9 protein-coding genes are annotated in these 14,686 nt (G+C 65.5%); 4 read left to right on the top strand and 5 right to left on the bottom strand.

The genetic code is table 11. The features are described from left to right. Nucleotides 1-33: 33 nt before the first annotated feature. The 4 genes from ACQR1Y_RS02690 to ACQR1Y_RS02675 all read right to left on the bottom strand — a co-directional run bounded on the left by ACQR1Y_RS02690 (nt 34) and on the right by ACQR1Y_RS02675 (nt 5,185). Complete coding sequence (locus ACQR1Y_RS02690) at nt 34-1,680, bottom strand: ABC transporter ATP-binding protein (RefSeq protein ID WP_434875517.1); 1,647 nt, start codon at nt 1,678-1,680, stop codon at nt 34-36. A 112-nt stretch (nt 1,681-1,792) separates the two neighbouring features. After that, nucleotides 1,793-2,683, bottom strand: a complete 891-nt coding sequence (locus ACQR1Y_RS02685) for an ABC transporter permease (protein ID WP_434858576.1) — start codon at nt 2,681-2,683, stop codon at nt 1,793-1,795. Between the two features lie 10 nt (nt 2,684-2,693). Beyond that, a complete protein-coding gene (locus ACQR1Y_RS02680; RefSeq protein ID WP_434858577.1) occupies nt 2,694-3,635 on the bottom strand; it encodes an ABC transporter permease in 942 nt (313 codons plus the stop codon). A gap of 419 nt (nt 3,636-4,054) precedes the next feature. Continuing rightward, nucleotides 4,055-5,185, bottom strand: coding sequence for a M20/M25/M40 family metallo-hydrolase (locus tag ACQR1Y_RS02675; protein WP_434858578.1), 1,131 nt, complete (start codon nt 5,183-5,185; stop codon nt 4,055-4,057). Nucleotides 5,186-5,522: 337 nt separating this feature from the next. Between ACQR1Y_RS02675 and ACQR1Y_RS02670 the strand changes: the two genes are divergently transcribed. Together ACQR1Y_RS02670 and ACQR1Y_RS02665 are read left to right on the top strand one after the other, a co-directional pair. Then, complete coding sequence (locus tag ACQR1Y_RS02670; RefSeq protein WP_434875620.1) at nt 5,523-7,079, top strand: ABC transporter substrate-binding protein; 1,557 nt, start codon at nt 5,523-5,525, stop codon at nt 7,077-7,079. Between the two features lie 425 nt (nt 7,080-7,504). Continuing rightward, entirely contained in the window at nt 7,505-9,118 is a 1,614-nt protein-coding gene (locus ACQR1Y_RS02665; RefSeq protein WP_434858579.1) for an ABC transporter substrate-binding protein, read from the top strand. A gap of 93 nt (nt 9,119-9,211) precedes the next feature. Here ACQR1Y_RS02665 and ACQR1Y_RS02660 read toward each other — a convergent pair whose 3' ends face one another. After that, complete coding sequence (locus ACQR1Y_RS02660; protein ID WP_434875518.1) at nt 9,212-9,355, bottom strand: hypothetical protein; 144 nt, start codon at nt 9,353-9,355, stop codon at nt 9,212-9,214. A 241-nt stretch (nt 9,356-9,596) separates the two neighbouring features. On the opposite strand from ACQR1Y_RS02660, the gene ACQR1Y_RS02655 reads away from it, so the two are divergent. After that, the gene (locus ACQR1Y_RS02655) at nt 9,597-11,207 is read left to right on the top strand and encodes an ABC transporter substrate-binding protein (protein ID WP_434875519.1); all 1,611 of its coding nucleotides are present in this window, start codon (nt 9,597-9,599) and stop codon (nt 11,205-11,207) included. A 336-nt stretch (nt 11,208-11,543) separates the two neighbouring features. Beyond that, nucleotides 11,544-14,675 carry an autotransporter domain-containing protein gene (locus ACQR1Y_RS02650; protein ID WP_434875520.1) on the top strand — a complete coding sequence of 1,044 codons (3,132 nt, stop codon included), beginning with the start codon at nt 11,544-11,546 and terminating at the stop codon, nt 14,673-14,675. Nucleotides 14,676-14,686: the final 11 nt, after the last annotated feature.

Below are 14,686 nucleotides of genomic sequence, written 5' to 3'. Positions count from 1 at the left end.
CACGCCCCGGAATGACGGCGGTGGGTGGCGCAGCTACGCCACCGCCTCCGACACCGGACGGAAGTTGGCAAAATCCCAGTTCCGGCCCGGGGCGGCCTCGAGCAGGGACTTGGTGTAGGCCTCCTTCGGATGCGTCAGGATCTCGCCGGCCGGACCCTGCTCGACGATGCGGCCCTTCTGCATCACCACGACCTCGTCGCAGATCTGCGCGGCGACGCGCAGATCGTGGGTGATGAACAGGATGGCGATGCCGAGGCGGCGCTGGATCTCGTCGAGCAGCTCCAGCACCTGCGCCTGCACCGACACGTCGAGCGCGGACACGGCTTCGTCGGCCACCAGCACGTCCGGATCGAGCGCGAGCGCGCGCGCGATCGCGATGCGCTGGCGCTGGCCGCCGGAGAACTGGTGCGGATAGCGCGAGATCGCATCCGCCGGCAGGCCGACCAGCTCGAGCAGCTCGCGCGCCCGGGCCATCGCCTTGTCGTGCGAGGTGCCGTAGTTGATGGGGCCCTCGGCGATGCTTTCGCCGACCGTGAGGCGCGGGTTGAGCGAACGGTAGGGATCCTGGAACACGATCTGGATGCGCTTGCGGTGCGGCTGCAGCAGCCGACGCGTCAGGATCGAGATCTCGTGGCCGGCGAGGCGGACGCCGCCGGAGGTCGGATCGATCAGGCGCACGATGCAGCGCGCCACCGTCGACTTGCCGGAGCCGCTCTCGCCGACGATGCCGAGCGTACGGCCCTTGCGCAAGGTTAGCGAGACGTTCTGCGCGGCGACGACCTCGCGCGGCTTCCCGAGGAAGGAGCGCTCACGATAGACCTTGCCGAGATCGTTGGTCTCAAGCACCACCGGCTCGGTGCTGTCCGGGCGCGGCGGCCGCGGAATGAGGCTCGGCACCGAGGACAGCAGGTTGCGCGTGTAGTCCATCTCGGGCGCGCGCAGGATCTTGTCGAGCGCGCCGGTCTCGACCAGGCGGCCCTGGCGCATGACCGCGACGCGGTCGGCGATCTCGGCGACGACGCCCATGTCGTGGGTGATGAACAGCACCGCGGTGCCGTGATCGCGCTGCAACTCGCGGATCAAGGAGAGGATCTGCTTCTGCGTGGTGACGTCGAGCGCGGTGGTCGGCTCGTCGGCGATCAGGAGCTTGGGCTCGAGCACCAGTGCCATCGCGATCATGATGCGCTGGCGCTGGCCGCCGGAGAGGCGGTGCGGATAGGAGCCGAAGATGCGCTCGACGTCGGGCAGGTGGACCTGCTCCATCATGTCGAGGATGCGCTTGCGGCGCGCGCGCGCATCCAGCGAGGTGTGGGCGCGCAAGACTTCGTCGATCTGACGACCGACCGGAACGACCGGATTGAGCGCGGTCATCGGCTCCTGGAAGATCATCGCCATCCGCGTGGCGCGCAGCTCGCGCAGCCGGCGATCACTGGCGGTCAGCAGCTCCTCGCCGACGAGCTTCACGCTGCCGCCGACGGCATGCAGCGCGTTCTTCGGCAACAGGCCCATGGTGGTCAGCGAGGTCACCGACTTGCCGGAGCCGCTCTCGCCAACGACGCAGAGCGTCTCGCCCTTCTCGACCTTGATCGAGACGCCGTCGATGATGCGCGGGCCGTTCGGGTTCTTGGTCTTGCCGACGGTGACGACGAGATTGTCGATGTCGAGGATGGTATCGGTCATGCGTTCATTTCTCCACCGTCATTGCGAGGAGCGTCAGCGACGAAGCAATCCAGAGCTCCGGGCGCGGCCCCTGGATCGCGTCGCTTCGCTCGCGATGACGAAAAAACCAATGTCACTTGCCGGCCTCGCGCTGCTTCATGCGCGGGTCGAGCGCGTCGCGGGCGGCGTCGCCGATCAGGTTGATCGACAGAATCGCGATCGACAGCAACAGGCCCGGCCAGAAGATCAGCGACGGCTTGACCTGGAAGTAGGAGCGGCCCTCGGCCATGATGTTGCCCCAGGTCGGCGTCTCCGGGCTGATGCCGGCGCCGAGGAACGACAGGATCGCCTCGGTGAGAATCGCGGCGGCGCAGATATACGTGCCTTGGACGATCAGCGGCGCGATCGTGTTCGGCATCAAATGCCGCCACATGATCTTGGGCATCGAGGTGCCCAGCGAAATCGCGGCCTCGACGTAGGGCTCCTCGCGTGCGGTCAGAACGACCGAGCGGACGAGGCGCGCGACGCGCGGAATCTCGACGATGGTGATCGCGATCATCACGGTGCCGACGCTGGCGCCGGACAGCGACACCACGGCGATGGCGAGCAGGATACTCGGGATCGCCATCAGGCCGTCCATCACGCGCATCATGATGGCGTCGACCCAGCGGAAGAAGCCGGAGACGAGGCCGATGACGAGGCCGATCGCGATCGAGATGATCGCAGCGCCGACGCCGACCAGGAGCGAGATGCGGCCGCCATAGATGGTGCGCGACAACAGGTCGCGGCCGTAGGCGTCGGTGCCGAGCAGGAATTGCGCGCTCGACGGCTTCAGCCGTTGCGACGGTGCGAGCAGCACCGGATCATGCGGCGCCAGCAGCGGCGCCAAGACCGAGACGATCACGATCAGCGACAGGCACACGGTGGCCACCGCGATGATCGGGGTCGAGGTGAGGAAGCCGAACCGGGGCCCCAGTCGCGTGGTGACCGGAATCGACGGCTCGGGAGTGGTAACGATCGCCATCGGGTTGGCCTCAGTAGCGGATGCGTGGATCGAGGATAGTATAGGCGAGGTCGATCAGGAGATTGACCGCGAGATAGATGAAGGAGGTCAGCAGGATCATGCCCTGGATCACCGGGTAGTCGCGCGCCAGCACGGCATCGACCGTGAGCCGCCCGATGCCGGGCAGGTTGAACACGCTCTCGGTGACGACGACGCCGGAGATCAGCAGCGCAAAGCCGGAGCCGATCACGGTGATGACGGGCACGGCGGCATTGCGCAGCGCATGGCGCAGCAGCACCGCGACTTCGCTGACGCCCTTGGCGCGCGCGGTGCGCACGAAGTCCTCGCCGAGCACGTCGAGCATGGCGGCGCGCGTCATGCGCGCGATCAGCGCGACGTAGATGAAGGACAGTGCGCAGGTCGGCAGGATGATGCGTTCGAAGAACGGTCCGAAGCCGACGCTGATGCTGCGGAAGCCCTGCACGGGCACCCAGCGCAGGTTGATCGCGAACACCTGGATCAGGATGTAGCCGATCACGAACACCGGCACCGAGAAGCCGAGCACCGAGAGCGCCATCACGAAGCGGTCGATCCAGGTGCCGTGCTTCCACGCCGCGATGACGCCGAGCGGGACGGCGACGAGTATCGAGAGGACGATCGTCGTCAGCGCGACCGAGATCGACGGCTCGATGCGCTGGCCGATCATCTGCAGCACCGGCACCTTGGAGATCAGCGACACGCCGAGATCGCCGTGCAGCAGCTGATTGATCCAGGTGAAGAACTGGATGTAGAGCGGCTCGTTCAGTCCGAGCGTGGTGCGAATGCGCTCGAGCTGCTCGGGCGTCGCGTTGTCGCCGGCGAGAATCGCGGCGGGGTCGCCGGGCGTCAGCCGCAGCAGGAGAAAGACGAACAGCGCCACCACGCCCATCACGGGGATGGATGCGAGGATTCGGCGAAGCAGGTAACCGATCATCTTGAGAGAACCGCCTTCATGGTGCTGGGACGACGCTCACGACGTAACAGAGTTCTTGCGTGAGCGAGTTTGCATGTCACCGATATCAATCGCTTTCAAGGTCTCCGACGGCATCGCTGATGACGCGGCATTCGCGTCCATCGCAACTCGTCGCAATTGCGAACAATGTCGCAGGAACTTTGCAAGGCGCATGCCATCATGCGCGCGCCGTTGCGCGAAAGTCCATCGTTTTGGTCCCGGAAAATGAAACCTTGCTGCTACGCAGCAGGAATTGTCCCGAGGCAGGAGCTGGCCGGTGGCAGAAACGCGGCGATCCTATGTACACAAACGAAATCGCCGTGGCGGCGTACCGTCGAAAGCACCGCTGAGCGCGCCCAGCGATGCCTGGCCTTAGCCGCCGCTCTGCCCATGCCGCGGGCTCATGCCAGCGTCGCGAGCAGGCCGGCCATGAGCCGGCCGCGCTCGGCGAGGCTGTCGATCTCGATATACTCGTTCAACGTGTGCATGTCGGCGCCGCGCACACCCAGGCCGTCGAGCGTGGGGATACCGAGCGCGCCGGTGAAATTGCCGTCGGAGCCGCCGCCCGCGGAGCCGTGGGGCAGGGACATGCCGAGCCGCTCGGCAATGCCGCGCGCCTGCTCGTAGAGCGCCATGGTTCCGGAATCCGGCTCCCATACGGGGCGCGTCACGCCGCGTGTGACCTTGAACGCGACGTCATCATTGGTGCCGGATAGCGCCAGCATGCGCTCGACGCCGCGATCGAGATCGGCCTGGCGCTTGGCCATGCTGAGCGCTTCGCCGGTGCAGGTGGTGGCGACACAGTTGACCCATTGGCCGCCATGCACGATGCCGACCGAGAAGGTGCAGTCCTCCGTGGTCATCGCATCGATCGCGAGGACCTGCCGCGCCATTTCCCGGATTGCGGAACGGCCGGCGCCGAGCCGCGCACCGGCATGGCTCGGGCGCCCCGTGGCTTCGAGATTGAAGCGGGCGATGGCGTAGCGGCCGGTGACGACGCCGTTGTCGACGCGGCCCGGCTCGGGCACCAGCACGTATTTGTTGCGCTTCGCCTCGGCCTCGATGATGTCGCGTGTCGACGGCGTGCCGACTTCCTCGTCCGGCGTGAACAGGACGGTGATCGGCAGCGGCGTCGCGATCGAAGCCTGCATCAGCTGGCGGATGGCTTCGAGCGACAGGTAGTTGCCGCCCTTCATGTCGCAGATCCCGGGGCCATGACAGCGGCTGCCGTCGCGTCGCCACGGCAGCTTCGCCAAGGTGCCAACAGGGTGAACGGTATCCATGTGACCGGCGATGAGGATGCCCGGCTCGCCCTGGCGCGGGTGGGGGAAGCGGGCGCGGACGCAGCCGGCGAAGCCGTCGCGGCCGGCGATGCGTTCGATCGTCGCACCCATGATCGCCATATCGCGTGCGGCGAGGCCGAGCATGCGCTCGACCGCCGCAGCGTCCCAGGTTGGACTCTCGCACTCCACCCAGCCGCGCAAGCCCTGCAGCATGGCGTCGGTATCGAAGGGAAGATCGGCTGGATTCATGGTGGCTCTCTTTTGGCGGCGCTCTTCGAGCTTGTCGTTGTCTTGTCACACGAGACGGAGTCGGGCGCTTTGTAAAGCGAAAGCTGTGCGAGCGTTAACGCCGTTCTCGGCTGCAACGGGCATGCGCGGAATGCGGATTGACGTGAAAGGCGACCTCTGCAACTGTCAAAATCTCACGTCTTGCAGCGTGTTAGTTCGCACAAGGATTGATCTGCACGCACAACGAATGATCTGAATCTGATCGATTTCAGGTCAACCCTTCCCTTCAGGAGACCTCGTAATGTTCCACACCCCGCGCTGGAAAGGCCTGATGCTCGCCACGAGCGTCGCCGTTTCCATGCTCTCGATCTCGACGGCGCTGACTACACAGGCGATCGCAGCGGGCAAGAAGACCATCACGGCGGTGATGCATTCGGATCTGCGCGTCATCGACCCCGGATTCACGACGGCCTACATCACGCGTGACCATGGCTACATGGTCTACGACACGCTGCTGGCGACCGATTCGAACTTCAAGATCCAGCCGCAGATGGCGGACTGGAAGGTCTCCGACGACAAGCTGACCTACACCTTCACCCTGCGCGACGGCCTGAAGTGGCACGACGGCACGCCGGTGACGGCGGAGGACTGCGTCGCCTCGCTGAAGCGCTGGGGCCGCAACGACGGCATGGGCCAGAAGCTGATGGACTTCACGGCGAGCCTCGAGGCGCCGGATGCCAAGACCATCGTGCTCAAGCTGAAGGAGCCCTACGGCCTCGTGCTGGAGTCGATCGGCAAGCCGTCGTCGCTGGTGCCGTTCATGATGCCGAAGCGTCTCGCCGAGACGCCGCAGGGGCAGCAGATTCCCGAGCAAATCGGCTCCGGCCCGTTCAAGTTCGTCAAGGCTGAATTCCAGCCCGGCGTGAAGGCGGTCTACGAAAAGAACACCGACTACGTGCCGCGCAAGGAGCCCGCAAGCTGGGTTGCCGGCGGCAAGGTCGTGAAGGTCGACCGCGTCGAGTGGATCACGATGCCGGACGCGCAGACTGCGGTGAACGCGCTGCAGTCGGGCGACATCGACTTCATGGAAAACCTCCCTTACGACATGCTGTCGGTGCTGGAGTCGAATCCTGAGCTCAAGATCGATGTGCTCAACAAGTTCGGCTATCAGACCCTCGGCCGCATGAACTTCCTGAACCCTCCGTTCGATAACGTGAAGGTTCGTCGCGCGGCGTTCCTGGCGCTGAACCAGAAGGACGTGCTCGACGCGCTGGTCGGCAATCCGAAGTACCAGAAGGTCTGCGGCGCGGTGTTCGTCTGCGGCACGCCGCTGGAGACCGATATCGGCGCGGAGACGCTGATCAAGGGCAACGGCATGGCGGAGGCCAAGAAGGCGCTCGCCGAATCCGGCTATGACGGCACCCCGATCGCGATCATGGCGCCGGGCGACGTCACCACCCTGAAGGCGCAGCCGGTCGTTGCGGCGCAGCTGCTGCGCGAGGCCGGCTTCAAGGTCGACCTGCAGGCGACGGACTGGCAGACCGTGGTGACGCGGCGCGCCAGCCAGAAGCCGGTCAAGGAAGGCGGCTGGAACATGTTCTTCACCAACTGGGTCGGCGCCGACGTCGCCAATCCCGTGGCGAACGTGTCGGTCGGCGGCCGTGGCACCAAGGGCGGCTGGTTCGGCTGGGCCGAGGACGCCGAGATCGAGAAGCTGCGCGACGCCTTCGCGCGCTCGTCGTCGGCCGACGAGCAGAAGAAGATCGCCGCGGAGATCCAGAAGCTCAACTACGAGCGCGTGATCTACGTGCCGCTTGGCCAGTATCTGGTTCCGAGCGGCTGGCGCAAGTCGCTGACCGGCATTCTCGATGGTCCGGCGACGCCGCTGTTCTGGAACGTCGACAAGAGCGAGTAGCTCGCGGCGTTCGATCGATCGACGTCACCAAGCGGCGGAGGCAACTCCGCCGCTTTTGTTTGCGGGGAGGCGGGGTGCCGTAGGGTGGGCGAAGCAGCCGCCGAGAGGCGGCAGCGTGCCCACCATCAGGCGGCATGTTCCGTGGTGATATGGTGGGCACTGCGCCTCTGCGATCTCGCAAGTACAAATAGCACTGCCGCGCCTTTGCCCACCCTACGGGAGCGGGACTGGTAATTGGATGCACGGCGGCCGGCGAAGGGCGCCAGCAATGCCGATTGACGTCCGCGAGAACTGTTGCAAGTCTTTCGCCCGCGGAACGAACGCTGGGCGGAGACCCTGAGAACGATGCTGCGACGCCCCAGCGGTCGCCGTGTCTCGATGAGTTTCGAGGCCGTCGTTCACCCCGTCACGTCAAGAGAGATCGCATGTCACCTCATCCGCGCCGGGCCCGTTCCGTGCTCGCGTCTTGGCTTGTTGCGTCCGCCGTCCTGCTCACACCGTGCCTCGTGCCCCAGGCCCTCGCCGCCGGTAAGAAGACCATCACCGCGGTGATGCATTCCGACCTGCGCGTCATAGACCCCGGGTTCACCACGGCCTACATCACCCGCGACCACGGCTACATGGTCTATGACACGCTGGTCGCCACGGATTCCAACTTCAAGATCCAGCCGCAGATGGCGGACTGGAAGGTCTCCGACGACAAGCTGACCTACACATTCACCTTGCGCGACGGCCTGAAATGGCATGACGGCACGCCGGTGACGGCGGAGGACTGCGTCGCTTCGCTGAAGCGCTGGGGCCGCAACGACGGCATGGGCCAGAAGCTGATGGACTTCACGGCGAGTCTGGAGGCGCCGGATGCCAAGACCATCGTGCTCAAGCTGAAGGAGCCTTACGGCCTGGTGCTGGAGTCGATCGGCAAGCCGTCCTCCTACGTGCCTTTCATGATGCCGAAGCGTCTCGCGGAGACGCCGCAGGGCCAGCAGATTCCCGAGCAGATCGGCTCCGGCCCGTTCAAATTCGTCAAGGCGGAATTCCAGCCCGGCGTGAAGGCCGTCTACGAGAAGAACACCGACTACGTGCCGCGCAAGGAGCCGGCAAGCTGGACCTCCGGCGGCAAGGTGGTGAAGGTCGATCGCGTCGAGTGGATCACGATGCCCGACGCGCAGACCGCGGTGAACGCGCTGCAGTCGGGCGACATCGATTTCATGGAGGCGCCGCCTTACGAGATGCTGCCGGCGCTGGAGGCGAACGCCGAGCTCAAGGTCGATGTGCTGAACAAGTTCGGCTTCCAGACACTCGGCCGCATGAACTTCCTCAACCCGCCGTTCGACAATGTGAAGGTGCGCCGCGCGGCCTTCCTGGCGCTGAACCAGAAGGATGTGCTCGACGCGCTCGTCGGCAATCCGAAGTATCAGAAGATCTGCGGCGCGGTGTTCGTCTGCGGCACGCCGCTGGAGACTGACGTCGGCGCGGAGACGCTGATCAAGGGCAACGGCATGGCGGAGGCCAAGAAGGCGCTCGCCGAATCCGGCTATGACGGCACGCCGATCGCGGTGATGGCGCCGGGCGATGTGGTCGCACTCAAGGCGCAGCCGATCGTCGCGGCGCAGCTGCTGCGCGAGGCCGGCTTCAAGGTCGACCTGCAGGCGACGGACTGGCAGACCGTGGTGACGCGGCGCGCCAGCCAGAAGCCGGTGAAGGAGGGTGGCTGGAACATGTTCTTCACCAACTGGGTCGGCGCCGACGTCGCCAATCCCGTGGCGAACGTGTCGGTCGGCGGCCGTGGCACCAAGGGCGGCTGGTTCGGCTGGGCCGAGGACGCCGACATCGAGAAGCTGCGCGACGCCTTCGCGCGCTCGTCGTCGCCCGAGGAGCAGAAGAAGATCGCCGCCGAGATCCAGAAGCTCAACTACGAGCGGGTGATCTATGTCCCGCTCGGCCAGTATCTGGCGCCGAGCGCGTGGCGCAAGACGCTGTCCGGCGTGCTGGACGGTCCGGCCACGCCGGTGTTCTGGAACATCGACAAGAAGGAGTAGGGGGCGTCGGGCGCCTCAACTCAGGCGCGCTCGAAACAGAGCACGCGGCGGGGCTGAGCCTCGCCGCGCGCAGGACCACAGGGCTGCACAGTCTCAGCAATGTGTGTCGCGGACGGCTTCCAGTCCTTCCACCATCAGCGGAGGCGTGAGCTGATCCTGCGACGGCGTCTTGCTCGCAGGAATCGGCGCGGCGGCGCGGCTCTTGTGCTGGGGCTTGACGGCGGCTTCGGTCGGCATCTCGTGCTCCCTGGTTGCGCTCATAACGGGCCAGCGTGTGCCGGGTTCCACGCGGCGGGACCGCTTCCGCCTGCGCGTGAGCGGGAGGCGATCCTTGCCATGCATCCAAGCCGATTGACCTCGGATGGAACTGCTGCAAGTCTGTGTTCCGCAAGCTTGTTTGCTCCGCGCTTTCATACGCTTGCCGGGCCTTGATCGCGGTCGGGACCGTCGGATGAAAGCTCACATCAAGAGATATTGCATGTCACATCCTTTGCGGCGGACCTCATCCGCGCTGATGTCCTGTCTGATTGCCGCGGCGATAGCGCTGTCGATGGGGCCAACGAGCACGGCCCTGGCTGCCGGCAAGAAGACGATCACGGCGGTGATGCATTCCGATCTGCGCGTGATCGATCCCGTGTTCACGCCGGCCTACATCACCCGCGACCATGGCTACATGGTCTATGACACGCTGCTCGGGACGGACGCGAAGTTTCAAGTCCAGCCGCAGATGGCGGAGTGGAAAGTCTCCGACGACAAGCTGACCTACACCTTCACGCTGCGCGACGGCCTGAAGTGGCATGACGGCACACCCGTGACCGCCGAGGACTGCGTCGCCTCGCTGAAGCGCTGGAGCCGCAACGACAGCATGGGCCAGAAGCTCATGGAGGCCACGGCCTCGCTCGAGGCCACCGATGCAAAGACGATCACCCTGAAGCTGAAGGAGCCCTATGGCCTGGTGTTGGAGTCGATCGGCAAGCCGTCCTCCTACGTGCCGTTCATGATGCCGAAGCGCCTCGCCGAGACGCCGCCCAACGCGCAGATCTCGGAGCAGATCGGCTCGGGACCGTTCAAGTTCGTCAAGGCGGAATTCCAGCCGGGCGTGAAGGCGGTGTACGAGAAGAACACCGACTACGTGCCGCGCAAGGAGCCGCCGAGCTGGACGGCCGGCGGCAAGGTGGTGAAGGTCGATCGCGTCGAGTGGATCTCGATGCCCGACGCGCAGACCGCGGTCAACGCGCTGCAGTCCGGCGACATCGACTTCATGGAGTTTCCGCCGCTCGATCTCGAGCCGGTGCTGTCCGCCAGCCCCGATCTGACGATGAACGTGCTGAACAAGTTCGGCTACCAGACGCTCGGCCGGATGAACTTCCTGTTTCCGCCGTTCGACAATGTGAAGATCCGCCGCGCGGCCTTCCTGGCGCTGAACCAGAAGGACGTGCTCGACGCGCTCACCGGCAATCCGAAATACTACACGATCTGCGGCGCCGTGTTCGGCTGCGGCACGCCGCTCGAGAGCGACGTCGGCTCGGAGACGCTGGTCAAGGGCAACGGCATGGAGCAGGCCAAGAAGCTGCTCGCCGAGGCCGGCTATGACGGCACGCCGGTCGTCATTCTCGCGCCCGGCGATGCGATCACGCTGAAGGCGCAGCCGGTGGTCGCCGCGCAATTGTTGCGCGCGGCCGGCTTCAAGGTCGATCTGCAGACGACGGACTGGCAGACCGTGGTGACGCGGCGCGCCAGCCAGAAGCCGCCGAAGGAGGGCGGCTGGAACATGTTCTTCACCAACTCGGTGATCGCCGACTCGGGCAACCCGATCGGCAGCACCTTCGTCAGCGCGCGCGGCCAGAAGAGCCCGTTCGGCTGGCCCGACGATCCGAAGATGGAGGAGCTGCGCGACGCCTTCGCGAAAGCCGGCACGCCGGAGGACCAGAAGCGCATCGCCGCCGAGATCCAGAAGGAAATCTACGACCAGGTGATCTACGTGCCGCTCGGCCAATGGTTCATGCCGAGCGCCTGGCGCAAGTCCATCACCGGCGTTCTCGAAGGGCAGGCGGTGCCCGTGTTCTGGAACGTCGACAAGAGCGAGTAGCTGACAGCGTGTGTAGCCCGCATGAGCATAGCGACATGCGGGTTCACCACCACCGTGCCCGAGACCCCGGATGTCGCTGCGCTCGTCCGGGCTACGCGCTCATCAGACTAATTGCTGATGAGTTGTCTAAGGGAAGATGGGCAAGCGGCCGCATTGCCCAGCCCATCGCGCGACATCATCCGCGCGCTCTGGCCAATGTGTCAGCGAATGCGCCAATCATCGAACGCAGTGCTACTCATCCGTGCAATCACGCGCCAAAGTTGTAACGTATAGTTAACTCTTGGTTAGATCGAGTTGTCCTAGATTCGCGTTCCATCAGCGGAGCGCATGCACCAGATGGCGCGTTTCTTCAGACCGCATCGCGGTCACGGCCTGGCGGCGACATCTATCATCATGGGAGCGGTCCTGGCGCAGACGACGCCAGCCATTGCCGTCGACTGGACCGGTCTGGTGTCGACGGACTGGTTCAGCGCCGGCAACTGGACGGGCGCCGTCCCTGACAATACGACGAGTGTGGCGATCGACACCATCACCCCGAATACGGCGTTGGTCGGCGCGCCCGGCGCGACGGCGGCCGATCTGAGGATCGGCGTGTCCGCAACCGGCGCGTTGATGGTTCAGAGCGGCGGCACTCTCAACGCCACCCTCGGCGTCATCGGCGACACAGCGGGTGCGATTGGCACAGCGACTGTGGATGGCACAGGTTCAAGCTGGATCAACAGCGCCGATGTGATGGTCGGGAGCGCGGGCCAAGGCACGCTGATCATTCGCAATGGCGGCGCGGTGAGCAATGACTACGGTTATGTCGGCAACGATCATGGTGCGACCGGCGTTGTGACCGTGGATGGCGCCCATTCGACCTGGAGCAACATCTCCGATCTGCTCGTCGGCTCCAGCGGCAACGGCACGCTGACCATCCGCAACGGCGGCGCCGTGAGCAATGAATTCGGTTTTGTCGGCAATGACAGCGGCGCGACCGGCGTCGTCACGGTCGATGGCGTCGGGTCGACGTGGACCAACCGGGGGGAAGTGTATCTCGGCTCAGCCGGCAATGGATCTATGAGTATCCAGAACGGCGGCACAGCCACCAGCGGGACAGGCCTTGCTGCCATCAATCCCGGCTCGACCAGCGCTGTGACGGTGAGCGGCGCCGGCTCGCGCTGGACGGCTGCCGGCGATCTGTATTTCGGCAGCCGCGGCAGCGCGACGCTGACGATTCAGAACGGTGGTGTCGTGAACATTGGCGGCGGCAGCTATCTTGGCGTCGCATCGGGCGCAGTCGGCGGCGCGACCGTCGACGGCACCGGCTCGCGCTGGATCAGCACCGGCAATCTCGGCATCGGCTACCAAGGCAGCGGCGCGGTGACCATCCGCAACGGCGCAGCCGTGAGCAACGTCTTCGGCTCGCTCGCTGTCCAGGCCAATTCGACCGGCAATGTGACGGTGGATGGGACCGGCTCGACCTGGACGAATAGCGCGGATCTCCACGTCGGCTATGGCGGCAGCGGAGCGTTGACGATCAGCAATGGCGGCAGCGTGTCTGCCTCGACCATGTTCATCGCCTATCAGCCCGGCTCGAGCGGCAAGCTGATCATCGGCGCAGACGTCGGCCAGGCGGCCACCGCGCCGGGAACGCTCAGCGCCGCTTCGGTCAACCTGGGGAACGGCAACGGCGAGATCGTGTTCAACCACACCGGCACGAACTACACCTTTGCGCCTCTCATCACAGGCAGCGGCGCAGGTACGCGAATGGTGCACGTCGAGGCCGGCAAGACGATTCTCAGCGCGGCCAGCACCTACACGGGACCCACGATCATCAATGGCGGCACGCTGTCGGTGAACGGCTCGATCGCCGGTTCGGCTGTGACGGTGAATGCTGGCGGCACGCTTGGCGGCAACGGCACGGTCGGCAACACCACGATCAATGGCGGCAGGCTTGCCCCCGGCAATTCGATCGGCCTGCTGACCGTGAATGGCAGCCTGTCGTTCACCACGGCGGCGTCCTACATGCTCGAGATATCCCCGGCGAGCGCCGACCGCGTCAATGTGAGGGGAGCGGCGACTCTCTCTGGCGCCACGGTGAACGCGTCGTTTGCGACCGGAAGCTACGTCGCCAAGCGGTACACCATCATCAGCGCCGATGGCGGCATCCGCGGCACGTTCGGTCCGGTGGTGAACAGCAATCTGCCGTCGAATTTCACATCGAGCCTGAGCTATGACGCGAAAAATGCCTATCTCGATCTGGCCCTGGCCTTCATCCCACCGGCCAGGACCGGCCTCACCATCAATCAGACCAACGTCGCCAACGCGCTGGTCAACTCCTTCAACAGCCATGGCGGCATTCCGCTGGTCTATGGCGGGATGACCGCGCCGACGCTGACACAAGCCGCAGGCGAAATTGCAACCGCGGTGCAGCCGACCATGGTGCGCGCGATCACGCAGTTCACGACCGCGATGACCGAAATCGGCGCCGCCGACCGCAGCCGCGACCAGGCGACAGCAACAGGCGCGCCCGATCAGGCCGATCTCGCGAACGCCTATGCCAGCGTCCCGCTCCGCGGCACCGTGGGTGATGCCTTCCCAAGTGCGGGCCATGCACCGCATGCACCGCCATTCGAAGCGCGCTGGCGAACATGGGCCGCAGGCTTCGGCGGTGGACAGACCACCGACGGCCATGCGGTGCTCGGATCCAGCGCCGCCACCAGCCGCATGTTCGGCGGCATGGCGGGGGCCGACTACTGGCTGTCGCCGTCAACGGTCGCCGGCTTTGCGTTGGCGGGCGGCGGCACGAATTTCAGTGTCGCCGCGGGCGGCAGCGGACACAGCGACGTCTTCCAGGCCGGCGCATACGTCAACCACAGGACAGGCTCTGCCTATGTCACCGCAGCCGCAGCTTATGGCTGGCACGACGTCACGACGGATCGGACGCTCACCATCGCCGGCATCGACCAGCTGCGCGCTCGCTTCAGCACCAGCAGTTTCGCAGGCCGTCTCGAAGGCGGCAGCCGCTTTGTGACACCCTGGTTCGAAGCCGTTGGCCTGACGCCCTATGCCGCCGCGCAGGTGACCACCACGCGGCTTCCTGCCTATGCCGAAACCGTAACCGCCGGCGGCAACGCCTTTGCACTGTCCTATCTCGCGAAAACCGTGACGGCGGGGCGGAGCGAACTTGGCGTGCGCAGCGATGCGTCATTCGCCGTGAACGATGCGCTGCTCACCTTGCGCGGTCGTGCCGCATGGGCCCGTGATTTCAACGCCACCACATCCGCTTCGGCCAGCTTCCAGGCATTGCCCGGCGCAGGCTTTGTGGTGAACGGCGCTGCGGGAGCGCGTGATGCGGCATTGACGACGGTCTCTGCCGAAATGAACTGGCGCAAGGGCATCGCGCTCGCCGCGACCTTCGAGGGCGAGTTTTCCGCCGTGACCCGCTCCTACACCGGCAGGAGCGTTGCGAGCTACCGGTGGTGAACGGAGCGCGA

Source organism: Bradyrhizobium sp. HKCCYLRH3099 (assembly GCF_051167855.1).
Taxonomy (GTDB): domain Bacteria; phylum Pseudomonadota; class Alphaproteobacteria; order Rhizobiales; family Xanthobacteraceae; genus Bradyrhizobium.
The sequence above is the reverse complement of the archived record's forward strand: the minus strand, read 5'-3'. Positions and strand labels throughout refer to the sequence as shown.